This is a genomic window from Pseudoalteromonas rhizosphaerae (assembly GCF_028885455.1).
GTDB lineage: Bacteria > Pseudomonadota > Gammaproteobacteria > Enterobacterales > Alteromonadaceae > Pseudoalteromonas > Pseudoalteromonas rhizosphaerae.
The window spans coordinates 4,559,586-4,582,854 of sequence record NZ_CP118496.1 but is presented as its reverse complement, the minus strand read 5'-3'; the positions used below and the strand labels follow the sequence as shown (position 1 = coordinate 4,582,854).

General features: G+C 40.0%; 22 protein-coding genes. 16 read left to right on the top strand and 6 right to left on the bottom strand.

Going from position 1 to position 23,269, the window contains the following annotated elements:
* The first annotated feature begins 449 nt into the window (after window positions 1–449).
* The 4 genes from PVK79_RS19760 (at window position 450) to PVK79_RS19745 (ending at window position 5,098) form a co-directional block, all read left to right on the top strand.
* Window positions 450–1,454 carry a Fe(3+) ABC transporter substrate-binding protein gene (locus tag PVK79_RS19760; protein ID WP_145235462.1) on the top strand — a complete coding sequence of 335 codons (1,005 nt, stop codon included), beginning with the start codon at window positions 450–452 and terminating at the stop codon, window positions 1,452–1,454.
* The gene (locus tag PVK79_RS19755) at window positions 1,454–3,085 is read left to right on the top strand and encodes an ABC transporter permease (protein WP_257324060.1); all 1,632 of its coding nucleotides are present in this window, start codon (window positions 1,454–1,456) and stop codon (window positions 3,083–3,085) included. Before PVK79_RS19760 ends, PVK79_RS19755 begins: the two co-directional genes overlap by 1 nt.
* The gene (locus PVK79_RS19750; protein WP_145235466.1) at window positions 3,085–4,134 is read left to right on the top strand and encodes an ABC transporter ATP-binding protein; all 1,050 of its coding nucleotides are present in this window, start codon (window positions 3,085–3,087) and stop codon (window positions 4,132–4,134) included. The genes PVK79_RS19755 and PVK79_RS19750 overlap by 1 nt, the downstream gene beginning before the upstream one ends.
* A 64-nt stretch (window positions 4,135–4,198) precedes the next feature.
* Window positions 4,199–5,098, top strand: coding sequence for a Dyp-type peroxidase (locus PVK79_RS19745; RefSeq protein WP_182731784.1), 900 nt, complete (start codon window positions 4,199–4,201; stop codon window positions 5,096–5,098).
* A 19-nt stretch (window positions 5,099–5,117) separates the two neighbouring features.
* On the opposite strand, the gene argR is transcribed toward PVK79_RS19745, so the two are convergent.
* Window positions 5,118–5,585: a transcriptional regulator ArgR gene (gene argR / locus PVK79_RS19740; RefSeq protein WP_145235470.1), complete on the bottom strand. Its 468-nt coding sequence runs from the start codon at window positions 5,583–5,585 to the stop codon at window positions 5,118–5,120.
* 224 nt (window positions 5,586–5,809) lie between these two features.
* Here argR and mdh point away from each other — a divergent pair, with 224 nt between their 5' ends.
* Window positions 5,810–6,745 carry a malate dehydrogenase gene (gene mdh / locus PVK79_RS19735; protein ID WP_145235472.1) on the top strand — a complete coding sequence of 312 codons (936 nt, stop codon included), beginning with the start codon at window positions 5,810–5,812 and terminating at the stop codon, window positions 6,743–6,745.
* 80 nt (window positions 6,746–6,825) lie between these two features.
* Here the strand turns inward: mdh and ispB are convergent, their stop codons facing one another.
* Entirely contained in the window at window positions 6,826–7,797 is a 972-nt protein-coding gene (ispB, locus tag PVK79_RS19730; RefSeq protein ID WP_145235474.1) for an octaprenyl diphosphate synthase, read from the bottom strand.
* 422 nt (window positions 7,798–8,219) lie between these two features.
* On the opposite strand from ispB, the gene rplU reads away from it, so the two are divergent.
* The 7 genes from rplU (at window position 8,220) to PVK79_RS19695 (ending at window position 13,307) form a co-directional block, all read left to right on the top strand.
* Window positions 8,220–8,531, top strand: a complete 312-nt coding sequence (rplU, locus tag PVK79_RS19725) for a 50S ribosomal protein L21 (protein ID WP_006794538.1) — start codon at window positions 8,220–8,222, stop codon at window positions 8,529–8,531.
* Window positions 8,532–8,547: 16 nt separating this feature from the next.
* Window positions 8,548–8,805 carry a 50S ribosomal protein L27 gene (gene rpmA / locus PVK79_RS19720; protein WP_064665557.1) on the top strand — a complete coding sequence of 86 codons (258 nt, stop codon included), beginning with the start codon at window positions 8,548–8,550 and terminating at the stop codon, window positions 8,803–8,805.
* A gap of 141 nt (window positions 8,806–8,946) precedes the next feature.
* Window positions 8,947–10,101 carry an Obg family GTPase CgtA gene (cgtA, locus tag PVK79_RS19715; protein ID WP_145235477.1) on the top strand — a complete coding sequence of 385 codons (1,155 nt, stop codon included), beginning with the start codon at window positions 8,947–8,949 and terminating at the stop codon, window positions 10,099–10,101.
* Window positions 10,102–10,174: 73 nt separating this feature from the next.
* Complete coding sequence (folA, locus tag PVK79_RS19710) at window positions 10,175–10,666, top strand: type 3 dihydrofolate reductase (protein WP_257324059.1); 492 nt, start codon at window positions 10,175–10,177, stop codon at window positions 10,664–10,666.
* Between the two features lie 79 nt (window positions 10,667–10,745).
* Window positions 10,746–11,123 carry a DUF3718 domain-containing protein gene (locus PVK79_RS19705; RefSeq protein WP_257324058.1) on the top strand — a complete coding sequence of 126 codons (378 nt, stop codon included), beginning with the start codon at window positions 10,746–10,748 and terminating at the stop codon, window positions 11,121–11,123.
* A 137-nt stretch (window positions 11,124–11,260) separates the two neighbouring features.
* On the top strand, window positions 11,261–11,962 hold the full coding sequence (locus PVK79_RS19700; protein ID WP_145235481.1) for a DUF3581 domain-containing protein: 702 nt from the start codon (window positions 11,261–11,263) through the stop codon (window positions 11,960–11,962).
* Window positions 11,963–12,059: 97 nt separating this feature from the next.
* Entirely contained in the window at window positions 12,060–13,307 is a 1,248-nt protein-coding gene (locus PVK79_RS19695; protein WP_257324057.1) for a DEAD/DEAH box helicase, read from the top strand.
* Between the two features lie 112 nt (window positions 13,308–13,419).
* Here PVK79_RS19695 and PVK79_RS19690 read toward each other — a convergent pair whose 3' ends face one another.
* Window positions 13,420–14,376 carry a methylenetetrahydrofolate reductase gene (locus PVK79_RS19690; RefSeq protein WP_145235486.1) on the bottom strand — a complete coding sequence of 319 codons (957 nt, stop codon included), beginning with the start codon at window positions 14,374–14,376 and terminating at the stop codon, window positions 13,420–13,422.
* A gap of 247 nt (window positions 14,377–14,623) precedes the next feature.
* On the opposite strand from PVK79_RS19690, the gene PVK79_RS19685 reads away from it, so the two are divergent.
* Entirely contained in the window at window positions 14,624–17,509 is a 2,886-nt protein-coding gene (locus PVK79_RS19685; protein WP_182734707.1) for a M16 family metallopeptidase, read from the top strand.
* 164 nt (window positions 17,510–17,673) lie between these two features.
* Here PVK79_RS19685 and PVK79_RS19680 read toward each other — a convergent pair whose 3' ends face one another.
* Both PVK79_RS19680 and PVK79_RS19675 read right to left on the bottom strand, forming a co-directional pair.
* Window positions 17,674–17,994, bottom strand: coding sequence for a helix-turn-helix domain-containing protein (locus tag PVK79_RS19680; protein ID WP_016708636.1), 321 nt, complete (start codon window positions 17,992–17,994; stop codon window positions 17,674–17,676).
* Between the two features lie 2 nt (window positions 17,995–17,996).
* On the bottom strand, window positions 17,997–18,389 hold the full coding sequence (locus PVK79_RS19675) for a hypothetical protein (RefSeq protein WP_182717228.1): 393 nt from the start codon (window positions 18,387–18,389) through the stop codon (window positions 17,997–17,999).
* 338 nt (window positions 18,390–18,727) lie between these two features.
* Between PVK79_RS19675 and cysE the strand changes: the two genes are divergently transcribed.
* Complete coding sequence (gene cysE / locus PVK79_RS19670; protein WP_145235490.1) at window positions 18,728–19,546, top strand: serine O-acetyltransferase; 819 nt, start codon at window positions 18,728–18,730, stop codon at window positions 19,544–19,546.
* A 25-nt stretch (window positions 19,547–19,571) separates the two neighbouring features.
* The gene (locus tag PVK79_RS19665; RefSeq protein WP_257324056.1) at window positions 19,572–20,243 is read left to right on the top strand and encodes a hypothetical protein; all 672 of its coding nucleotides are present in this window, start codon (window positions 19,572–19,574) and stop codon (window positions 20,241–20,243) included.
* A gap of 6 nt (window positions 20,244–20,249) precedes the next feature.
* Here the strand turns inward: PVK79_RS19665 and xseA are convergent, their stop codons facing one another.
* Window positions 20,250–21,584 (bottom strand): exodeoxyribonuclease VII large subunit, encoded by a 1,335-nt coding sequence (xseA, locus tag PVK79_RS19660; RefSeq protein ID WP_182759713.1) that lies wholly within the window; start codon window positions 21,582–21,584, stop codon window positions 20,250–20,252.
* Window positions 21,585–21,719: 135 nt separating this feature from the next.
* On the opposite strand from xseA, the gene guaB reads away from it, so the two are divergent.
* Window positions 21,720–23,189 carry an IMP dehydrogenase gene (gene guaB, locus PVK79_RS19655; RefSeq protein ID WP_149982073.1) on the top strand — a complete coding sequence of 490 codons (1,470 nt, stop codon included), beginning with the start codon at window positions 21,720–21,722 and terminating at the stop codon, window positions 23,187–23,189.
* The last annotated feature ends 80 nt before the right edge of the window (window positions 23,190–23,269 follow it).

Genomic DNA, 23,269 nt, shown 5'->3' with positions numbered 1-23,269 from the left:
TCGCATCATCTTGACGCTGTCCGTGTATTTACTATCCTTAGTGCTACTCATCCTGAGCCTGTCCGTGAATCCATTTTTTCCTAACGTAACCTTTAATTCGAGGTTTATGAGTAATCATTCCTTGTCCGTTTACTCATTTAAGCGTCACTGCTTAACCGATGAAGTAAGTATAGAGAGTATCTGCAAACAAAATAGGCTAAAAACAGTAACGAAAATACAGTCATTATTTTGAAATTTTATAATAGTTATTATATTTCATGTGGTTAGTTTGTTTTTAGACTTTTTTTATGATGTTTTATACTCAATAGCTGTCATAACCGTGAGATATATCGCACAAGTGATTTCCATTATGGGCATGGTCATCATTGATTAAGATTTAATAAGTGCACTTTTTCAAGGAGCAAGTTATCATTACATGATAATAGTTATTATTTAGTTGGAAGCGATTTATGAAAAAGACATTAGCAGCTTTAGTTGGCTTAGTGTTAACAACCCCTGTGTTTGCAGATGAAGCAGTAAATATTTACTCTTTTCGACAACCGTTTTTAATTCAGCCAATATTAGATGATTTTACTAAGCAAACAGGCATTAAAACAAATGTGGTGTTTGCTAAAAAAGGATTAATAGAGCGTGTTAAGCGTGAAGGAAAGCATAGCCAAGCTGATTTAGTCTTAACCTCTAATTTTAGTGATTTAGTGCAGCTAGATGAATTAGATTTAACCCAAACAATTAATAGTGAAACCGTTAATAGTAATGTACCGGCTAAGTTTCGTGATGTTGAAGGACAATGGGTTGCATTAACTAAGCGGGTGCGTAACGTTTATTCATCAAAAGAGCGCATAGGTGCATTAGCGCATTTAAGCTATGAAGAATTAGCCGATCCTAAATACAAAGGCAAAATTTGCACCCGTTCGGGTAAGCACCCATATAATTTAGGCTTGGTCGCTTCAATGATTGCACACCATGGTGAAGCAGAAACTAAAAAATGGCTTGAAGGTGTGAAAGCAAATTTAGTTCGTAAACCTCAAGGTAATGACCGCGGGCAAGTAAAGGCAGTAAAAGAAGGCTTATGTGATTTAGCGATCGGTAATAGTTATTACTTTGGTAAGATGATGGAAGATCCCGAGCAAAAACCATGGGCTGATGCCGTACATATTAACTTTCCGAATCAAGATAACAGAGGCTCACATATTAACGTATCTGGTGTAGTTATGACCAAGTACGCTAAAAATCCTGAAAATGCCTTGAAACTAATCGAGTTTATGACCGACAATAAGGCGCAAAATATGTACGCTTCGGTCAATATGGAATATCCAGTAAGACTGGGCGTTGAATTATCAAGCTTGGTAGCATCATGGGGTAGCTTTAAGGAAGATAGCTTAGCGCTTGATGAAATTAGCAAATATCGTCCTTTAGCACTTAAGCTAATTGATGAGGTGAAGTTCGACCTTTAATGAGTTTAAAATTTTCACTGTCGCGATGGCAGTTATTCGCGTGGGTTATTGGCATAGTGTTGATAACCCCATTGTGTTTTTTATTGTTCGAATCACTACAAGGCGATTCTGACGTATTTAGCCACCTCTGGGATACCGTGCTATGGGATTATACCCGCAATACACTGTTACTTATTTTGGGTGTTGGCGTTGTCAGTTGTATTATTGCCCTTCCGCTTGGCTGGTTAATCGCTTATTGTGATTTTCCCGGCCGTAAACAGTTTGAGTGGGCGCTTATGCTGCCCCTTGCGATGCCGACCTATATTATTGCTTACGTTTACACTGATCTGTTTGATTATGCCGGTCCGGTGCAAATAGGGTTACGCGAATGGTTTGGTTGGCAATCACCTAATGATTATTGGTTTTTTGATATTCGTACTTTATCTGGTGCGATTATTATGATTGCCTTAGTGCTTTATCCTTATTTGTATTTGATTTTTAAAACTGCATTACGCGAACAGTCATTTAAATTGGTGCAGGCGAGTCAGTTGATGGGATTATCACCTAAGCAGAGCTTTTTCAAAGTTAGTTTACCACTTGCTCGAGGGGCGATTGTGGCTGGACTGACGCTGATCAGTATGGAAGCAATGGCTGACTTTGCAACCGTTAATTATTTTGCGGTAAGTACTTTAACTACAGCGGTTTATGATACTTGGTTAGGGTATTATTCGTTAACAGCTGCGGCTAAAATTTCAGGTATTATGTTACTTATATTGTTTTTAGCGTTAACGATGGAGCGTTTTAGTCGTCGTAATCAAGCTGTATTTGAGCGCCAACCAAGCGTCAACAGTGATGCGCTATATAACTTAACGGGCAAAAGTGCATGGCTGGCAACTATCTTTTGTATTGCAGTGTTATTTTTTGCCTTTATATTACCTGTCGCTGTGTTAATGGGTTATGCCATTTCATATTTCGGACAAGCATGGAATAGCGTATTTTTTCTCTATGCATGGCAAAGCTTTAAAGTCGCGGCCATCGTGAGCATTATCACCATTATTTTGAGTCTGTTAGTGGTATTTTATCAGCGCATTGCTAAGCAGCAATATCCACTTTTACCTGGGCGATTAGCCAGTACAGGTTATGCGTTACCTGGAACAGTACTCGCTATTGCAGTGTTGTTACCATTGACCTTGTTAGACGATAAATTAAATACTTGGTTAGAGCCAATAGGTATTACACCGGGGCTATTATTGAGCGGTACTTTGTTTGCAATTATATTTGCATATGTGGTGCGCTTTTACGCTATAGCTCATGGTGCAATTGAAGCTAGTTTTATGCGGATAAGCCCATCGCTTGATATGGCGAGTCAATCAATGGGGAAAAGCCAAGGCCAAACTCTACGCAAAGTACATATCCCGTTATTACGTCGTGGTATTTTAACCGCAGGATTGTTGGTATTCATTGAATGCATGAAAGAATTACCTACCGCATTGTTATTAAGGCCATTTAATTTTGAAACCTTAGCGACTCATGTGTTTCAGTATGTCAGTGATGAGCAGTTAGAGCTGGCGTCTATTTCAGCGTTAGCAATTGTTTTGGTGGGGTTAATTCCTTTATACTTTATTAATCGCTCGATGGAGCAACGCAGTTAATGAGCAGTTTAGTATTAGAAAATTTATCGTATCAATACAACGGCACATCCGTGATTGAGCACTTAGATTTGACTGTCGCACAAGATGAAATAGTGTGTTTACTCGGTGCTAGTGGCTGTGGAAAAACCACCACATTAAAAGCTATTGCTGGGCTGATTGAAGCAAAGCAAGGAAAAGTATTTATTGATGGTAAGTTAGTCAGTGATGAGCATACTTTTTTAGCGCCAGAGTATCGAAATATTGGCATGATGTTTCAAGATTATGCGCTATTTCCACATTTAACTGTGGCTGATAATATTGCCTTTGGCTTAACCAATATGACAAAAGCGGATAAGTTAAAGCGCGTTGCTGAAATGCTTGAATTAGTGCATTTAATTAATTGTGCAGAACGTTTCCCGCATCAGTTATCTGGGGGTCAGCAGCAGCGAGTGGCAATTGCTAGGGCACTGGCTTATAAACCTAGTTTATTGTTATTAGATGAACCGTTTTCCAATATTGATACGCAAGTACGGTTTGAGTTAATTGCAGATATTCGTCGTATTATTAAAACCCAGCAAGTATCAGCTGTATTTGTTACTCATTCAAAAGAAGAGGCATTTGCGTTTGCTGATACATTAGCGGTAATGCACTGTGGGAAAATTGCTCAACAAGGTACGTCTGAGCAGCTATTTAGTGCTCCAAGCTCAAAGGTAGTTGCAGAATTTCTTGGTCAGGGCATATACTTAGATGCAGAAGTATTAACAGCAACTGAATATCATACTGCTTTCGGATGTGTTGAGTCATTAGTTACGCATCGTCATGTTAAGCAAGTTGGGAAACTTTATGTTCGCCCACACCATCTTGAGTTAATACCTTTTCAATCACAAGGCTGTAGTGCAAATACGGTGACTATTTTAAACAGTCGTTTTGTTGGTTCGCATTTTGTGTATAAGGTTATGGTTGATGGACAAGAAATTGAAGTTGCTGCTCAGTTGGGCCACTCATTTTTAGCAAATGAACAGGTGACAATAAAAATAACACCACACACGGTTAACTTTTTCGCAGATTAAGTGCTTTAGTATTTTTAATTTCATTAAAAACGCCGTGTATGAGATTTTGAGTTAAGGAAATACCATGGCGCAAGCGCAATCTGGAATTTGTGCTGAGGCAAACTTGCACGGTTTACATTTGTTTTTTAATGTATTTGATGGCCACGATGAGTCATTACGCAAAAAGTTAAAATACGTTAGCGCTATCCAAGATGAGTTTTCAGATCAGTTTTCTGAATCGATGCTCTCCAGCCTAGTTGCAGTGGGGGCACAGTACTGGCCGCACATTCTGCCTGAATTTCTGCCTAGTGAATTACAGAGCTTTCCTAATATTACTCATAATGATCATATTATGGGTGCTCAGCCTTTTGATTTATTTGTCCAAATTCGTTCCGATAGGGAAGATGTAAACCATTTATTTGCTTTGCAAATTCTTAAGTTATTTGCCCCCGATGTTGAATTGGTTGAGCAAGTGCGAAACTTTCGATTTTTAGATGGTCGCGATTTTAATGGTTTTATACTCGGTGGTGACACTCCTCATGGTCGCCAAAAGCGCATCACAGCGTTAATCAATAAACCCAACCATTTTGAAGATCAAGGCAGTTACGTACATATACAGCGCTATAAGCATGACTTAAGTGTGTGGCAAAATTTACCTCTGAGTGAGCAAGAGCAAATAATGGGACGCACTCGCTTAGATAATACCTTGATTATGCCTGCGACTGAGAATAGTCATGCTGTACGCACTGAGTTAAAAGATGAGCAAGGGCAACCACTGCAATTAAATCAAAACATGCCTTATGGTGACGTTTACGAACAGGGTATATTAGCGATTAGTTATGCAGCACAGGGAAATGCATTTGAGCAAGTATTACGAAGTCGATTAGGTGATGCCGATTGCTACGATCATTGGCTTGATTTTACTCAAGCCGATATGGGTTCTGCGTTTTTTGCCCCATCAATTAACTTTTTAAAGCAGCTGTAAAAAGTTTGAATCGGTAGATTTATACCGTATCAAATAAGATACGCACACGTTCAAGAGTTACATCAATTTCAGATACTTTAGCTGGAGCGATAAAAATAGTATCGTCACCAGCAATGGTACCTAGTACGCCATCTGCTTTACCTAATGAATCTAATAGTCGAGCAATTAATTGTGCAGCTCCTGGGCTGGTTCGAATAATGATCATCATTTCGTTATGCATTATATCAATCACTAACTGACGTAATGGGCTTTTCGCTGTAGGTACGCCCATTTCAGCAGGCAAACAATAGACCATTTCTTGTTTGGCATTACGAGTGCGTACCGCGCCAAACTTGCTTAACATCCGCGACACCTTACTTTGACTAATATTATCAAAGCCTTGCTCTTTTAGGGCGTCAACAATCTCACCTTGTGAACCAAAGTTTTCTTCTTTTAAAAGTGCCTTAAAGGCCTTTACTAATGCTTCTTGTTTATCTTGTGGTTGCATATTATAGGTTCTTATTCATAAGTGATGCGCTAATTGTACACAATGTTGCATACTTATGCAGTAGTTGTTTGCTTTTGCGATGGATTTTAGTGCTGTAAACCAGCAAGTTTACAACTATGGTCTAAATTATATGTGAAATAAGCAGGATAAATTTGTCTTTAGTCGTTAATTTCATTATCTTTAGAGCCACAAATATTTCCTACCTCAAATTACGGAGAATTCCAATGAAAGTTGCTGTATTAGGTGCTGCTGGCGGTATCGGCCAAGCGTTGTCTTTATTATTAAAAACAGGCTTACCAGCTGGTTCTGAATTATCACTTTATGATGTTGCTCCAGTTGTTCCTGGTGTTGCTGTTGATCTTTCTCATATCCCAACTGACGTTAAAGTTGCAGGCTTTGGTGTTGATGCACTAGATCAAGCGTTAACTGGTTGTGATATCGTTCTTATCCCTGCTGGTATGCCACGTAAGCCTGGTATGGACCGCGCTGATTTATTTAATGTTAATGCTGGTATTATCAAAACATTAGCAGAAGGTATTGTTGCTAACTGTCCAAAAGCATTAGTGGGTATTATCACTAACCCAGTAAATGGCACTGTGCCAATTGTTGCGGAAGTATTCAAAAAAGCAGGTACTTACGACGCGAAACGTGTTTTCGGTATTACCACTCTTGATGTGATCCGTTCAGAAGCATTTGTAGCTGAGCTTAAAGGTGTTGACGTTGCAACTGTGAAAGTACCAGTAATTGGTGGTCACTCAGGCACAACAATCCTTCCGTTACTATCTCAAGTTGAAGGCGTTACTTTCACTGATGAAGAAGTTGCTGCACTTACTCCACGTATCCAAAATGCAGGTACTGAAGTAGTAAATGCAAAAGCGGGCGGTGGTTCTGCAACATTATCAATGGGCGCTGCTGCTGCACGTTTTTGTATGTCTTTAGTTAAAGGCTTACAAGGTGAAGACGTTGTAGATTACGCTTACGTTGCTGTTGAAAATGGCGATGCTGCATACTTTGCACACCCAGTACGTTTAGGTAAAAACGGCGTAGAAGAAATTCTTTCTTACGGTGAACTAAGCGCATTTGAAGAGCAAGCTAAAAACGACATGCTTGATACGCTGAAAAAAGACATCCAAGAAGGTGTTGATTTCATCAACGCTTAATTGCTAAGTCGATTGATACAAAAAAGCCTGCATTTGCAGGCTTTTTTATGCTCGAAGGATTTTTATACATTAGGTGTTTATTAGTGATTACGATCAACGGCAATACGAGCCAAGCTAACGAGTGCTTCTTTATACGGTGATTCATCTAATACAGATAAACATGCAATCGCTTTATCGGCTTCTTCGTTGGCTTTATTCATCGTAAACTCAAGTGCTTTGGTTTCATTGAGGGCACTTAGAATAGCTTCTAAGTGGTCCATACCATTACTGTGCTCAATGGCATCACGGATCAACTGTACTTGCTCAGCATTACCGTGGCGCATAGCATAAAGTAGAGGCAGGGTAGGTTTGCCTTCGGCCAGATCATCACCGATGTTTTTACCTAACTGCTCAGCATCAGCATTGTAATCAAGTACGTCATCCACCAATTGAAAAGCGGTTCCTAAATGCATACCATAAAGATTAAGCGCTTGCAGCGTAGAGTCGTCTTTTTCGGTAATAATCGCAGCAAGGCCTGTTGCAGCTTCAAATAATTTAGCTGTTTTAGAATAAATTACCTGCATGTAGCTATCTTCGGTGGTATCAGGGTCGTTACAGTTCATTAATTGCAGCACTTCACCTTCGGCAATCACGTTGGTTGCATCAGCGAGTATTTGCATAACTTGCATTTTACCAATACCAACCATCAGCTGAAATGAGCGGGTGTAGATAAAGTCACCAACAAGTACGCTGGCTGCATTACCAAACTCAGCATTTGCTGTCGGTGTTCCTCTGCGTAAATTTGATTCATCAACGACATCATCATGCAGTAATGTAGCTGTGTGAATAAATTCAACAATAGTTGCTAAAGTAACATGATCTTTGCCTTCATAGCCAAGTGCTTTAGCCGCTAAAATAGCCAACATAGGGCGAACACGCTTGCCGCCGCTGTTTACTATATATAAGCCTAGTTGATTGACTAATGCTACATCAGAGCGCATTTGCGCGTAAATTAGTTGATTGACGTCATTCATATCGTTTTCGATTAACGCCTGGATAGCTTTTATATCCATTGATCTCCGAGCCAATTTTAATGGGTATACGGGGCTGATTGTACAACAAAAAACAGCTTTGCTCGACAGTTTGTGACGATTCGCTGAAAAAACACGGTTAAGCAGCTTAATTTAGCCTTAATTTGGAAAGATAACTTTTTTATTTGAGAAAATTTACGTTAATTCAACATGGTTGTTTTTTATTCTTAGTGCGTGTTTGTTCGTGGTGTAATTTATTTGTCATGAAACGCTAAAAAGGCTTGGCATAATGCCAATTTAATATAAAATAGGTGAAAATATTGAATCGCCTTCAATGCAGCTATTTTTTATTCATTTAATTAATAAAACAGGCTTGCTAGTTTTTGCACATTAGCGTAAACTTCGCGCCCTATTGAATAATATTTTAGTTGCGTCGATTTGAGGGCGCACAGACGGAGTTAATTATGTACGCGGTTTTCCAAAGTGGTGGTAAACAGCACCGTGTGACTGAAGGTCAAACAATTCGTCTTGAGAAATTAGACGTTGAGACTGGTGCAGCAGTTGAATTTGATTCAGTACTTTTAGTTGCTGATGGTGAGAAAATCGAGATCGGTGTACCGTTCGTAAACGGTGGTAAAATAACAGCTGAGGTTGTTTCACATGGTCGCGGTGAGAAGATTAAGGTTGTTAAATTTAGACGCCGTAAGCATTCTCGTAAGCAAATGGGCCATCGTCAATGGTTCACAGAAGTTAAAATCACTGGCATTAGCGCTTAATTAGAGGTACTTAGAAATGGCACATAAAAAAGCAGCTGGTAGTACTCGTAACGGTCGCGATTCAGAAAGCAAACGCCTTGGTGTTAAGCGTTTTGGTGGCGAATCAGTTCTAGCGGGTAGCATCATTGTTCGTCAACGTGGAACTAAATTCCATGCTGGCACAAACGTAGGTATCGGTAAAGACCACACTATCTTCGCAAAAGCAGATGGTAAAGTTCAGTTTGAACAAAAAGGTCCTTTAAACCGTAAATACGTAAGCATCGTATCTGAGTAATCAGAATCGGTTCTTAAAAAACCCCGCCTTTGCGGGGTTTTTTGTTTTGAAAATAAATATATACCTAAGCCAAGCCTGCAATCAGCTTGGCTTAGGTATATAATAGTGAAATTAACAAGCCAATCCCTAAAGTGAGTAATCATGAAGTTTGTAGATGAAGTAGAAATTCGCGCAGAAGCTGGAGACGGTGGCAGCGGCATCGTATCTTTCCGTCGTGAAAAATATGTCCCAGATGGTGGACCAGACGGCGGTGACGGTGGAGATGGTGGTAGTGTTTATCTACAAGCTGATGAAAACTTAAATACCCTAATCGATTATCAGTTTGAGCGTTTTCATAGAGCTGAACGTGGTACTAATGGCCGCAGTCGTAACTGTACCGGTAAAAAGGCTGATGACTTATATGTGATGGTGCCTGTAGGTACTCGGATCATGGATGTTGATACCCAAGAAGGTCTTGGTGATTTAACTCAACATGGTCAAAGAATTTTGGTTGCAAAAGGCGGTTTCCACGGCTTGGGGAATGCGCGTTTTAAATCAAGTACTAACCGAGCGCCTCGTCAAAAAACATTAGGCACACCGGGTGAAGTACGTAACCTTAAACTAGAGCTATTATTATTAGCTGATGTTGGTTTATTAGGTTTGCCAAATGCAGGTAAGTCTACTTTTATTCGTAGTGTATCGGCAGCGAAACCAAAAGTAGCTGATTACCCATTTACTACGCTGATTCCAAATTTAGGTGTGGTACGTCCAGAAGCAAATAAATCATTTGTTATTGCAGATATCCCAGGGTTAATTGAAGGTGCCTCTGATGGCGCTGGCTTGGGTATTCGCTTCTTGAAACATTTAGAGCGTTGCCGTGTATTACTGCATATTATCGATGTTATGCCTGCCGATGGTTCAAACCCAGTAGATAATGCATTTGCGATCATTAATGAGTTGCATCAGTACAGCCCGAAGCTGGCTGAAAAACCACGTTGGTTAGTCTTTAATAAAATAGACTTATTGCCTGAAGATGAAGCTCAGGAGCTATGTGAGCAAATCGCTGAAGAGTTAGGCGAGACTGAAAATATTTATCATATTTCTGCAATTAATAAGCTAAATACTCAGCCATTAATTCATAACATCATGACGCTACTCGATAGCATGCCAAAAGAAAAGTTTGTACCAGTTGAAGATGAAGAAGTTGAATTCAAATGGGATACTTATCATAAAGATGCCACTAAGAAGAATGATGACGACGACTGGGATAGTTGGGATGATGACGATTATGACGTTGAAGTTGTCTATGAGCGTTAGACTAAAGTAAAATATTTTAAAAGGAGCTGGTGCTCCTTTTTCTTTTTATAATAAAAAAGTATTGGGTTTTAATGTGAAAATTTCAATGATTGCAGCTATGGCTAAAAATAGAGTGATTGGCCAAGATAATGATATGCCATGGCATTTACCCGCTGATTTACAGCATTTTAAAGCGGTTACAATGAATAAGCCCGTGATCATGGGACGTAAAACATTTGAGTCAATTGGTCGCCCTTTGCCTGGTCGACGCAACATCGTTATTAGCCGAAATACAGACTATACTGCAGTTGGGGTTGATGTAGTAACATCTCCTGAAGCCGCAATTTCATTGCTGTGTGAGTCTGATGAGGTAATGGTGATTGGTGGCGGGAATGTATATCAACAATTTTTAAAAAGTGCCGATACACTTTATTTAACGTTTATTGACCTTGATGTTGCAGGGGATACTCAGTTCCCTGATTATGAACAATCAGCAAACTGGCAAGTTGTAGAAGAGCTGTATAATCAACCTGACGATAATAATATTTATGGTTATAAATTCGTCACATTGGATAAAGTTAAGTAACATTATTGCGGTTAGGGTTATAGGTTGGTACAATATTAAACAACTAAGGTAGTTATAAAGTATTACACAAGGGTCTACAATGATAAAATTATCAACACTCATTATTGCTGCAGCTGTTATTTCTGGTTCTGTTGCTTTTAGCGCGCCAGTTAAAGCGGATGATCAGTTAGCTGTTTCAATCTGTGAATATATAGCTGCGGACGATAAAAACCGTTTACGTGATAAATTAAAAAGTTCACGTGTAAAAATTCGTAATATTTATGATGCAGTACTATGTAATGGTCTTAACTTGCTACGCCATGCAGTTGCTAGTAATGCAGTTGATACTGGTGAATACATTGTGAAAAACTTATCTAAAAGCTCTTTAGAAGATGGAGCTGACATAGCATGGGCCGAAGCAAATGGTCATGGCGGTTCTGCATTAATACCAGCTATTAAAGAACGTGCTGGTTTATAAGTTATAATAAATCATTAAAAAAGCCGCGATATCGCGGCTTTTTTGTATCTGAAACAAAAGTTTAACAGATTCGACCTCTATTGTAATTTTATCTGGTAGAATAGGCAGGTTATAAGCAGTTTAAGCAGTGAACAACTATGTTAAGTCCTTTTTATCAGCAACATGCTGACTATGTCTCTATTTCTCGTGAACAAGGGTGTCGTTTCGCAAAGTGCGTTGCTGATGATTACAATCCACTTCATGATAAAGATGCAAAACGTTTTTGTGTGCCTGGAGATTTATTATTTTCATTGGTATTAAGTCGTTATGGCATCAGTGAAAAAATGGAATTTACCTTTGCCGGCATGGTTGATGAGAATACCAAACTCAACTTCCCTGAGGGGGCAGATGAGTTTGATATTACCAGTGGCGATAAAGTCATGCTGAAGGTTAAGCGTGAAGGTAAAACTAGCCAGTGCCAAACACTCACAGATAGTCTAATAAAAAATTACGTTGAGTTTTCAGGTACAACTTTTCCGCATGTTATTATTCCACTCATGGGCAAGCAAGATGTCATGATCAACCCTGCTCGCCCTATGGTTATCTATGAGTCAATGTTGATTAATCTCGATACATTAGAGATCCATGCACCTACGTTAGAATACGCAGAGCCGAGTTTTGAATATACAGGCAAGCGTGGAAAAATCACTTTGCGTTTTAACTTGTTAGAAAATGGCGTAAAAGTCGGCTGTGGTGAAAAGCACATGTTGGTATCAGGTATTCAACAATATTGCCAAGATACGGTGGATGATCTAATTACGTTCTATAACCAACGTAAAGAAACCCTCAAACCAGCTTGAACATTTAGCAAGCTTAAAAAGGCGCCGCAAAGCGCCTTTTTTGTTATTCGCTTTGGGCGTACAATAGCGCCATTATTTGTTACACAAAGCTAAACTTATGTCTGCGACTACTTTCTCTGAGTTAAAACTCGATCCTGTACTGCTTAATGCACTTGAACAAAATGAATATCATACCCCTACGGCGATACAGCTAAAAACTATTCCGCTGATTTTAGCTGGTCATGATGTTATGGGGAGTGCACAAACAGGAACAGGTAAAACAGCTGCTTTTGTATTACCTCTGTTACATAAATTACTTAATACACCAAGTAAAGATGAGCCGGGTACTGCTAGAGTACTTATTTTGACACCAACTCGAGAGCTTGCTCAGCAAGTCTTCGCTAGCTTTGAGAAATACGCGCAAGGTACTGATATTAAAGGTGCACTCGCTTATGGTGGTGCCAGTATTGGCCCGCAAATTAAAGCCATGAAAGATGCACAAGTTGTAGTGGCAACGCCAGGGCGATTACTTGATCATATAATCAAAGGCAGCATTAAGCTATCAAGTGTTGATTCACTGGTGTTTGATGAAGCCGATCGCATGCTTGATATGGGCTTTATTGACGAAATTAAACGTATATTGCGCCATGTTCCCAGTGATCGTCAGACCTTACTATTTTCAGCGACCTTTGACGATAGTGTATTTGAGCTCAGTAAAAAGTTATTAAAAGATCCAAAACTTGTTGAAGTCAATAAACGTAATTCTGCGGCTGTAGAAGTTGAGCAAATCATTTACGCGGTTGATGAAGACCGTAAACGTGAGCTTGTCTCGCACATGATTGGCATGAAAAACTGGCGCCAAGTACTGATCTTTACTCGCACAAAGCAAATGGCCGATCAACTCGCCAAAGAAATGTGGAAAGATGGCTTAAAAACACAGTCAATTCATGGTGATAAATCTCAAGGTGCACGTGATAGAGCACTGCAAGATTTTAAAGAAGGTACCACTCGTGTGCTAGTGGCAACCGATGTTGCAGCTCGAGGTCTAGACATAGTCTCGTTAAAGTATGTGATTAATTTTGAATTACCTTATATAGCTGAAGATTATGTCCACCGTATTGGCCGCACAGGGCGCGCTGGCGAGCAAGGCTTAGCGATGTCATTAGTCAGCCTTGACGAGCAGTGGTTACTTGAAGAAATTGAAGTGTTGCTTGATACTCGTCTAACGCCGCAGTGGTTAGCTGGCTATGAACCTGATCCAAATAAAAAGCCAAAAGACAACCGTAAAAACACCAATAAATCACGTAAAGAGCGCGACAAAAAACGTATTACAGGGCAAAAAACACCAAACAGAAGACGCAAATAATCGTTCTCAGTCGTGACTTATTAATTCATTGCATAATATAGTATTTATTATCAAGCTCAAAATAAGCAAACGGATATGCTTACTTTGAGTGATAAATTATAAAAACGGATACTTACGCAATTTGTTTTTCAGCTAAGTTTAATTCCATCGTCGCTTTTAATAAGCGGTAAAGATTAATAGATGCATCAATTTCTTCTTTACGGTTGGTTAAACTTTCAATATTTAACCCCAGTGGCACGTCTAAATGCGCGCAACTTCTTAGTATTAAATCTAAGTTTTCACGGCAAATACGTACAGATTCACTCAGTGGGTTTTGCGAATCAAGCATCCGCCATTTAGTTGCATCAGGTACGGAAATTCCTAACCATTGCATAAACTCTAAGGTTTTTTCACTGCCGCAGGGCGTAAAGGTTAGAATAATACGTTTAGGTTCGATACCTTGAGCTTTACAGCTGCGCGCATAACTGGTGATCAAATCCACGGTTGCTTGCGCGTTATACACAGCTTGTGAGATAAAAAATTTACAGCCTTGCGTGGTTTTTTCAAGTAAGCGTTCATGTTCATTACGTTTACTTGCGTGGCGCTCGGCAATGGTAACGCCTCCTAAAAAGAAGTCTTGAGGCTGTTCGCTTAAGACTTTATAAGCATCAGGCAGGCTTAATTTAATATCCCCGTCAGATGATGGACTACCGACTAATACTAGGTTTTTTAAATTAAACTGGTTTTTAGTTTCGCTTAACCACTGTTTAAATTCGGCCACACCGCGCTGTGCAACACTTTTATAAGTGATCACTTCTTGATGCGATAAATTACGTAGTAAGTTACTGTATTCTCGAGGATCTACTGTTTGCTTGAACGGAAAAGGGCGAGGCATCTCAGTGCGACTACTTTCATCTTGAATGTCATAAATAATCACGCCATCGTATTCAATTTCATGCAAACGAGCTAAGAGCTTTTGTGCGATAATTTCAAGCTGCGCTTTATCAGTACCAATACGTGGTGGGGTGGTACCAATTAAGTACACACCCTGATTGGTGTCTTCAATTTTCTCTTGTAGTGATAAAGCCATAATCCTCATTCCAGCTAAGTTAGTGTCTATGGTAAATAATATAGCAGCCATTTAGACGTCTAGATAGATTTTTTTAGTGAAACTTTTTCAACGAAGGTGAGTTTTATTCATGTTGCTCTGAATGAAGAGTTCTCTGATACACAACTGTTTACATAATTTATTACCTCAGGGGTCTTATATTGACTTGCTTTGTTGCATAATCGGATGACTAAAAACAAGAAATTTATTCAACTAACAAGGGATAGCAATGAAATTTAAATTATTAGCAACGAGCCTTGCGGTAACGCTTGCACTGGGCGGCTGTGCAAATAACAGCGGCTCAAACATGGTCAAAGAGGTTGAGATTGAACAGTCAACGGTTGCCAGTAGTAATGATCGGGTGTTCTCACAAGATTATTTATTAGAAGAGCTTGATAATGGTTTACGCGTTATGGTGGTGAAAACTGATTACCCTGATGTGGTATCACTACAAATTCCAGTGTCTGTCGGTTCTCGTAATGAAGTCGAAGCAGGTAAAACCGGTTTTGCACACTTTTTTGAACACATGATGTTTAAAGGCTCTGAAAAATATCCGCAAGATGTGTATTCTGATATTCTAAAAAATTCTGGGGTTGATAATCGCGCTTATACAACCAATGATTACACTAACTATCACTTAAACTTTTCAAAGCAACATCTTGATAAAGTACTTGAAATTGAAGCGGATATTTTTCAAAACCTGACTTATTCAGAAGAGCAATTTCGTACTGAAGCATTAACAGTTAAAGGCGAGTACCTTAAAAATAATGCCAGCCCGGTTCGTAAGTTACTTTCTGCAGTACGTAATGAAGCATTCGAAAAACATACTTATAAACATACCACCATGGGCTTTTTTGAAGATATTGAAGCCATGCCGGATCAAATGGCATACGGTAAAGAGTTTTTTGCTAAGTTTTATAAACCTGAATATGTGTCATTAGTGATTGTAGGCGATGTTGATCCAGCTGAAACTATGGCTATGGTTAAAAAACACTGGGGCCAATGGCAAAAAGGCGATTTCGTTGCTGATATTCCAACCGAACCAAAACAGCAAGCGGCGAAATATATACATGAGCAAAACGAAGGCTTACCAGGGCATTGGTTATTAGTATCTTATAAAGGCACAGCCTGGCAGCCAAAACAAAAAGACAGAGCCGCGCTTGATTTACTGTCACAGCTTTATTTTTCAACCAACTCAGAGCTTTACCAAGAGTTAGTGGTTGATAAACAAATTGCTAGCCAAATGTTTAGCTATAATCCTGATACCAAAGATCCCGGCTTATTACATGTTTTTGTGAAAGTTGAAAATGAGGCCGATTTAGCGGTTGCTCGTGATGCAATTAATAGCACCTACGCAAAAGCTCGCACTGAGTTGGTTGATAGCCAAAAGCTAGCTGATTTAAAATCCAATCTTAAATACAGCTTTATTAACGGCCTAGACTCATCACAAGCTATAGGTTCAACCCTTGCCAGTTATATGCATTTTGAGCGCGATCCAGAAGTCGTCAATCAGTTATATGCAACGGCAGATAGCATCACCGCGCAAGATATTAAAGACATTGCTAATAAGTATTTTGTAGACAGTGGTCGTACTACTGTGACTATGTCTGCACTGGATAAAGTGGCTGGCTTTGAACAAGAAGTGGACTTAAACACTCTCGTTGCTAGCAAGCAAACTGTGCAACAGCGTCATTTTAAAGTGCTAGATAAAACCAATAGTTCGCCATTGATTGATATTAACTGGTTATTCCATACCGGTGCTGCGGCTGATCCTAAAGGTCAAAAAGGCGTAGCTGCACTCACTGCGGCCATGCTTGCTCAAGGTGGTTCACAGGCGAAGAGCTACAACGACATTAAACAGGCACTTTATCCATTGGCAGGTAGCTTTGGTTATCAGATAGATAAAGAAATGATTTCGCTACAAGGGCGTGTCCATAAAGATAACGCTGCACAATGGTATGCACTGGTTAGTGAGCAGTTACTAAATCCTGGCTTTAGAGAAGATGACTTTAAACGCCTTAAGAAAGAGCTCATCGACGGTATAAAATCTGGCCTAAAAGCCTCAAATGACGAAGAGCTAGGTAAAGAAGTGCTTTATCATAAGCTGTATCAAGGTCACCCATATGAGAGCTATAACTACGGTGATCTATCTGATTTAGAAGCATTAACACTTGATGACGTGAAAGCGTTTTATGCGAAAGAATTTACTCAAGCTAAACTGACTGTCGGTTTAATTGGCGCAGTACCTGAATCACTTAAAGCAACCATGTTTAGCGATTTAAGTGCTTTGCCTAAAGGTCAGCAAAGTCGTTTATCGATTCCTGATGCACCAGCGCTAAAAGGTCATCACGCTACAATTGTAGAAAAATCAGCGCAATCGACTGCGGTATCGTTTGGCTTCCCAATTGATACCATTCGTAGTAGTGAAGACTGGACGGCACTGTGGTTAGTTCGCTCATACTTTGGCGAGCACCGCAGTTCAAACTCATATCTTTATGAGCGCATTCGTCAAACCCGCGGTATGAACTACGGCGATTACGCGTATATTGAGTATTTCCCACGAGGTATGTTCCAGACTAAGCCTGATGCAAACTTAGGCCGCTCTGAGCAAATATTTCAAGTATGGCTTCGCCCGCTGCGCTCGAACAATGACGCTCATTTTGCAACGCGTACCGCTTTATTTGAACTTGATAAGCTAATCAAAAATGGCATGACAGAAAAAGACTTTGACGCAACGCGTAACTTCTTAATTAACTTTGTGCCGCAAATGGTAGCAAGCCAAAACCGTCAATTAGGGTATGCGCTAGATAGTGAGTTTTACAACACCGATACTTTCGTAAAATATGTAACGAGCAAGCTTGAAAAACTGACAGTAGCTGATGTAAATCGTGTCATAAAAGAGAACTTACAAACGGATGATATTCAGTATGTGTTTATCACCGGCGACGGAAAAGATATGCAAAAGCGCCTAGCGTCAGAGCAAACATCCCCTATGGTATATAATGCAGAGAAACCAGCTGAATTAGTTGCTGAGGATAAAGTAATCGCTAATTACAAACTGGCAATACCAGCGAAAAATATTGAAGTACTTGCTGTAGATAAGGTGTTTGAATAACGAGCATTTAAATAACTAAGAAGCTTAATTTAGATGCCCCAAATTTGGGGCATTTTTATAACATTGCGCCAATTTTTACACCTAATCCAAAAAGTATAATTGCACTGACGATAAGCACTAAGGTGATGTGTCCTCGCGATTCCTTTGACATAATTTAAATCTCCTTATTTCATAATTAAAAACACGGTGATCATGCCAAGCGCAAAGCTGGCAATGGACGACAGCGCTAAAATTGTTGTGATACTTTGCGTATTTAAAGTGTGTGTCTGAGCAACTGAAACTGTATTTTCCTCAAGTTTTATTAACTCACCTTGACGTACTTCTAACACTGCACACAAGGCCATGGTGGTTTCTTTAGACGCTGCACCTTCTTTTTCTACCCGTTGAATAGTTCGTAAACTTACGTCACAGGCATCTGCAAGCTGTTGTTGAGTCCAATCAAGCTTTTGCCTTAATGCTTTTATAGTTTTGGGGTTTAATTGCATGATTATTTCCCCAAAGCTAATGTTGAAATAATATACCCAACAGTAAAACCAACAACAAAACACCCAGCAATAAAAAGAGCTGATTTTTTAGGGTTACTAAATAAAGTTGTTTGCTCTAAGCTTTTAACTAACTTTTTATTTTTAAACAGTGAGCACTCAAGCCTACCAGTTAAAATATTGTGCATTTCAAACTTAACATTAAAAGTATTACCTGATAGTTCAAATTGGTGTTTACTTGTGACATTAATACTTCGCTTTTCACTAACTAGCTCATCATTAATATAGACTTCTTCCTTACCGGTGAAGTAACTGCCAAAGCAGGCTATTTGATCGTCGCCATCTTGAAAGTAAAATTTATAGCCTAGTTTCTTTGTATTGAGTATGTCATTGTTCATCATCGTATTCCTTATTAAGTTGATGATGCTAATTTAGCGTTTATTATTATTTTTTACGCCGTCAGCTTTACGCCAGTTGTTATTTTGTCATATGACAGTATAACTGTCATTGATGTTTAGTTATTGAATTTTAAAGTTTTATATTTTTTATGGCTACACGTTAATTTTATCTACTGTCGTAACTTATTATGTAAAACTATAATGAGATTATTAAAGAATGATTTTGAAATTTAGTTATATCTAATAACTAGAACAAATAACCGCAGCGTTAACACATCTGACTTGAAATCCGTTAAACTGCATAAAAGCTTATCTTCGTATTAATCTAAGGCCGTCCTATGCGTCATGAAATTTGGCAACAGCTCCGCACCGAAGCAAAAGAAGTCGTTACCCGTGAACCCCTATTAGCAAGTCATGTGTATTCATGCATTTTAAATCATGAGTGTTTAGGGTCTGCGTTGAGTTTTATCGTTGCCAATAAGTTATCTGATGCTGTGGTATCTGCATTTACTATCCGGGAGTTATTTGATCAGGCTTTTGTTGAATGTGATCGAATGCTTACTCATGTTGCCCATGATATAAAAGCCGTTAAAGATCGTGATCCCGCTGCCGATACATATTTAACTGTGATATTAAATTTAAAAGGTTTCCATGCAATTCAAGCACATCGACTCGCCCATTGCTTATGGTTACAAAACCGTAAAGAGCTCGCTCGCTTTATTCAAAGCCGTACCTCAGAAGTATTTGGCGTTGATATCCATCCTGCTTGTAAAGTCGGCCATGGTATTATGTTTGACCATGCAACTGGTATAGTGATTGGTGAAACAGCTGTTATTGAAGATAACGTCTCTATTTTACAATCAGTTACTCTAGGTGGTACTGGTAATGAAAAAGGCGATCGTCATCCGAAAATTCGCGCCGGTGTTTTAATTGGTGCTGGGGCTAAAGTGCTCGGCAATATTGAGGTCGGCGAGGGCGCCCGAATTGGCGCAGGCTCAGTGGTACTGAGCGCCGTACCACCACACACCACGGTTGTAGGCGTACCAGCTAAAATTGTTGGTAAACCAAATTGCCCCTGTCCAGCGAAAAGTATGAATCAGAATTTTTTAGAGGTTGATGAGCCGCAAAACGAATCACACACCAGTGCAATGCTCTAAGTAAAAAACTTAAAAGGAATTAAGTATGAGTAAAAATGATCCATTTTCGCTGTTGTTAGCATTTATCACAGGTGTTGTTCTAACGTGGAGTTATTTTGCGTTGAGCTCTGACGAAGCAGCTCCTGTGACTACAACACAAACACAGGTACTTGAACAAGAAGTCAAAATAATGCCTGCCAGTACCGTAGCTGCAGAGCTAGATACAGTATCCCAGTCTCAACAAGTGACTGATATTACCTCGTCTGCCCAAGATACATCAGCGCAAACAACGGATGAACAAACGCTTGAGCAACAAGTGCAACAGCTCAAGCGTGAGTTACTGCAACAGCAAAAATTAGTAAAAGCTTACGAACAACAATTACAAGCACCGTCCGATTTTGAACAAGCTTTGCTAGACAAGTTTACTGAGCAAAGTCGCAATGAAGAGTGGGCTTATCGTACCGAGACTGCTATGAAAGACTTTTTACAGATTGCTGACCTTGGCATCACCCCTGAATTAGTTAGTGCGCAGTGTAAAAGTTCGGTATGTAAATTTGAGCTTGCAGCGCCAAAGGATGTATATGATTTTGATCATACCCAATGGCGCGAACTCAACGATAAGTTGGTACAACAAGACTTTTGGCAGCAATTTAAAGTCAGTACTTCAAAATCAAGCGATCGCGATTTTTCATTATTATTAAGTACTGAGTCAGAATAACGAGCCTCAGCTGACAAGAGCTTGAATCACGCCATCAGCAAGCTCGGTTACAATTAAATCACCTTGAGTTACTTGCTTAATAGACTTAATCACTTGCCCTTGCTCATTTTTAGTGATGCTATAACCACGAGCGAGTACATTGAGCGGACTTACCGATTCTAATCGGCTAGCCTGCATTGCGAGGGTATTTTGGGCACTGTGTAATTGTTGCTGCATGGTTTGTGTTAAACGCCCTTGCAGTTGCTGTAATTGATGACTTGCCTGAGTAATTTTGCGATCTGGTGAGCGCTGCATTAGTCGCGGCGTTAGATTATTTAAGCGGCGCTCATATTGATAGAGCCGATTTTGTATCGCCTGCTGTAATGCTACTGTCAATTCATCTAAACGTTGCGCTTGTTGATTTAACTGATTACGCGGATGACATAATGTTAAACGGTGCTCAAGTGCTGTTGCAACGCTTTGCTTTGCAGATAACTGATGTTTAAACGCATTGGCTAAGCGATTTAATTGTTGTTGGATTTGATTATAAAGTTCGCTGCTATTGGGGCTAACAAGCTCTGCAGCCGCGCTTGGCGTTGCGGCGCGCACATCGGCAACATAATCGCTAATGGTGGTATCAATTTCATGACCGACAGCACTGATAATTGGTAGGTTACTGGCAAAAATAGCGCGTGCCAGTAGCTCATGGTTAAAGCACCATAAATCTTCTAGTGATCCACCACCGCGGCCTAAAATAATTACATCAACTTCATTGCGGGCATTAGCAATATTGATTTTATCAATTAATTGTAGGTGCGCGTCTTTACCTTGCACCATAGCAGGGTAGATCACGACTTCAAGTTGTGGCGCTCGACGCTTAAGTACCGTTAAAATATCTTTGATAGCCGCCCCTGTGGCTGATGTAATAACACCAACACGATGCACAACCCCAGGCAATGGTTGTTTATGGGCGGAGCTAAATAAACCTTCGGCGGCTAAGCGCATTTTTAATTCATCAAACTGTTGCTTTAGTTGCCCTTCGCCAGCAGCTTCCATGTGTTCAACAATCAGCTGATAGTCACCACGCGGTTCATACAGCGATACTCGGGCTCGAACTGTCACTTGTGCGCCATTTTCAGGGCGATAGCGTTGGCCTCGATTGTTGCCTCGCCACATCGCCGCTTTTACTTGAGCGCGATCATCTTTGAGCGTGAAATACCAATGACCAGAGGCTGGTGTAATGAAATTTGATATTTCGCCAGTTAAATTTAACGATGCGAATCCTTGTTCGAGTACGGTTCTTATTTCTCTATTTAACCTAGAAACGGTATAAATCGTTTGCTGCTGGGATGTTACGGCCATAAAGCGACTCTAAAAAGCGATGATGGGGGTATTTTATCATAAATAATTGTGAAATCTTATTTACTCGTGCCCACAACGCTGATAAAATTTGGCCGCAATTCCTTAAACAAGATCCACATGTGAGAAGTTGCCAAAATGCTTAGAATTGCTAAAGAAGCTCTTACCTTTGATGACGTACTTTTAGTACCCGGTCATTCTACTGTTTTGCCACACACGGCAAACATTTCAACTCGCTTAACGCGTGGTATCAAACTTAACTTGCCGCTAGTTTCAGCATCTATGGATACTGTTACCGAAGCACGCTTAGCGATTGCGCTAGCGCAAGAGGGCGGTTTAGGTTTTATCCACAAAAACATGACAATTGAAGAACAAGCCAAAAACGTACGTAAAGTTAAAACGTATGAAGCGGGTATTGTTTCTTTCCCTGTTACTGTGACAGCGGATTTAACCATTGCAGATGCAATTGTACTTGCTGAAGAAAAAGGCTTTTCAGGTTTTCCGGTAACGGACGCTGAAAACGGCCTTGTTGGTATTGTTACCAGCCGCGATATGCGTTTCGAAACCAAGCTTGAGCAACCGGTTTCAACAGTGATGACTAAAAAAGAAAAGTTAGTCACTGTAAAAGAAGGTGCAGCGCGTGATGAAATCTTAGGATTAATGCACGAACACCGTATCGAAAAAATCCTTGTTGTTGATGATGCGTTTAAATTAAAAGGCATGATCACAGTAAAAGATTATCAAAAAGCACAAGACAAACCACATGCATGTAAAGATGAACAAGGTCGTTTACGTGTAGGTGCTGCCGTTGGTGTAGGTCCAGGTACTGATGAGCGTATTGCTGCATTAGTCGAAGCGGGCGTTGATGTATTACTAATTGATACCTCACATGGTCATTCTCAAGGTGTTATCGACCGTGTTGCACAAACTCGTCAAACTTACCCTGAACTACAAATTGTAGCTGGCAATGTGGCAACAGCTGAAGGTGCGATTGCGCTTGCCGACGCCGGTGTTGATGCAGTTAAAGTAGGAATTGGCCCAGGTTCAATCTGTACTACGCGTATTGTTACTGGTTGTGGTGTACCACAAATCACAGCTATCTCTGATGCTGTTGATGGCCTAAAAGGTCGTGACATTCCAGTGATTGCTGATGGTGGTATTCGTTTCTCAGGTGATATTGTAAAAGCACTTGTTGCTGGTGCATCATGTGTGATGGTTGGCTCAATGCTAGCGGGTACTGAAGAAGCGCCTGGTGAAGTCGAGCTTTACCAAGGCCGTTACTACAAGTCATACCGTGGTATGGGCTCGCTTGGTGCGATGAACCAAAAAGAAGGTTCATCAGATCGCTATTTCCAAAAATCAAATCAAGCAGACAAGCTTGTGCCAGAAGGGATTGAAGGTCGTGTGGCTTATAAAGGTCCAATCGCGACAATCATTCACCAACAAGTTGGCGGCCTGCGCAGCGCAATGGGTTTAACCGGTTGTGCCACGATTGAAGAATTAAACACTAAACCTCAGTTTGTACGTGTTACTTCAGCAGGTATGGGTGAGTCACATGTTCATGATGTGCAAATCACCAAAGAAGCACCTAACTACCGCTTAGGTTAATAGCTTCAAATCTATTAAAATTACTGGGCTAGCTTCGCTAGCCCTTATTTATTATAGTCATTCAGGTAACCTGAGTGCTA

Bases quoted from the DNA above. Each gene is read 5' to 3' on its own strand.
- rpmA (WP_064665557.1), top strand. From the start codon at position 8,548: ATGGCACATAAAAAAGCAGCTGGTAGTACTCGTAACGGTCGCGATTCA.
- PVK79_RS19680 (WP_016708636.1), bottom strand. From the start codon at position 17,994: ATGCAATTAAACCCCAAAACTATAAAAGCATTAAGGCAAAAGCTTGAT.
- ispB (WP_145235474.1), bottom strand. From the start codon at position 7,797: ATGGATATAAAAGCTATCCAGGCGTTAATCGAAAACGATATGAATGAC.
- PVK79_RS19745 (WP_182731784.1), top strand. From the start codon at position 4,199: ATGGCGCAAGCGCAATCTGGAATTTGTGCTGAGGCAAACTTGCACGGT.
- PVK79_RS19695 (WP_257324057.1), top strand. From the start codon at position 12,060: ATGTCTGCGACTACTTTCTCTGAGTTAAAACTCGATCCTGTACTGCTT.
- rplU (WP_006794538.1), top strand. From the start codon at position 8,220: ATGTACGCGGTTTTCCAAAGTGGTGGTAAACAGCACCGTGTGACTGAA.
- xseA (WP_182759713.1), bottom strand. From the start codon at position 21,584: ATGGCCGTAACATCCCAGCAGCAAACGATTTATACCGTTTCTAGGTTA.
- PVK79_RS19760 (WP_145235462.1), top strand. From the start codon at position 450: ATGAAAAAGACATTAGCAGCTTTAGTTGGCTTAGTGTTAACAACCCCT.
- PVK79_RS19685 (WP_182734707.1), top strand. From the start codon at position 14,624: ATGAAATTTAAATTATTAGCAACGAGCCTTGCGGTAACGCTTGCACTG.
- cgtA (WP_145235477.1), top strand. From the start codon at position 8,947: ATGAAGTTTGTAGATGAAGTAGAAATTCGCGCAGAAGCTGGAGACGGT.
- PVK79_RS19665 (WP_257324056.1), top strand. From the start codon at position 19,572: ATGAGTAAAAATGATCCATTTTCGCTGTTGTTAGCATTTATCACAGGT.
- argR (WP_145235470.1), bottom strand. From the start codon at position 5,585: ATGCAACCACAAGATAAACAAGAAGCATTAGTAAAGGCCTTTAAGGCA.
- PVK79_RS19690 (WP_145235486.1), bottom strand. From the start codon at position 14,376: ATGGCTTTATCACTACAAGAGAAAATTGAAGACACCAATCAGGGTGTG.
- PVK79_RS19705 (WP_257324058.1), top strand. From the start codon at position 10,746: ATGATAAAATTATCAACACTCATTATTGCTGCAGCTGTTATTTCTGGT.
- PVK79_RS19700 (WP_145235481.1), top strand. From the start codon at position 11,261: ATGTTAAGTCCTTTTTATCAGCAACATGCTGACTATGTCTCTATTTCT.
- PVK79_RS19750 (WP_145235466.1), top strand. From the start codon at position 3,085: ATGAGCAGTTTAGTATTAGAAAATTTATCGTATCAATACAACGGCACA.
- mdh (WP_145235472.1), top strand. From the start codon at position 5,810: ATGAAAGTTGCTGTATTAGGTGCTGCTGGCGGTATCGGCCAAGCGTTG.
- PVK79_RS19755 (WP_257324060.1), top strand. From the start codon at position 1,454: ATGAGTTTAAAATTTTCACTGTCGCGATGGCAGTTATTCGCGTGGGTT.
- PVK79_RS19675 (WP_182717228.1), bottom strand. From the start codon at position 18,389: ATGAACAATGACATACTCAATACAAAGAAACTAGGCTATAAATTTTAC.
- cysE (WP_145235490.1), top strand. From the start codon at position 18,728: ATGCGTCATGAAATTTGGCAACAGCTCCGCACCGAAGCAAAAGAAGTC.
- guaB (WP_149982073.1), top strand. From the start codon at position 21,720: ATGCTTAGAATTGCTAAAGAAGCTCTTACCTTTGATGACGTACTTTTA.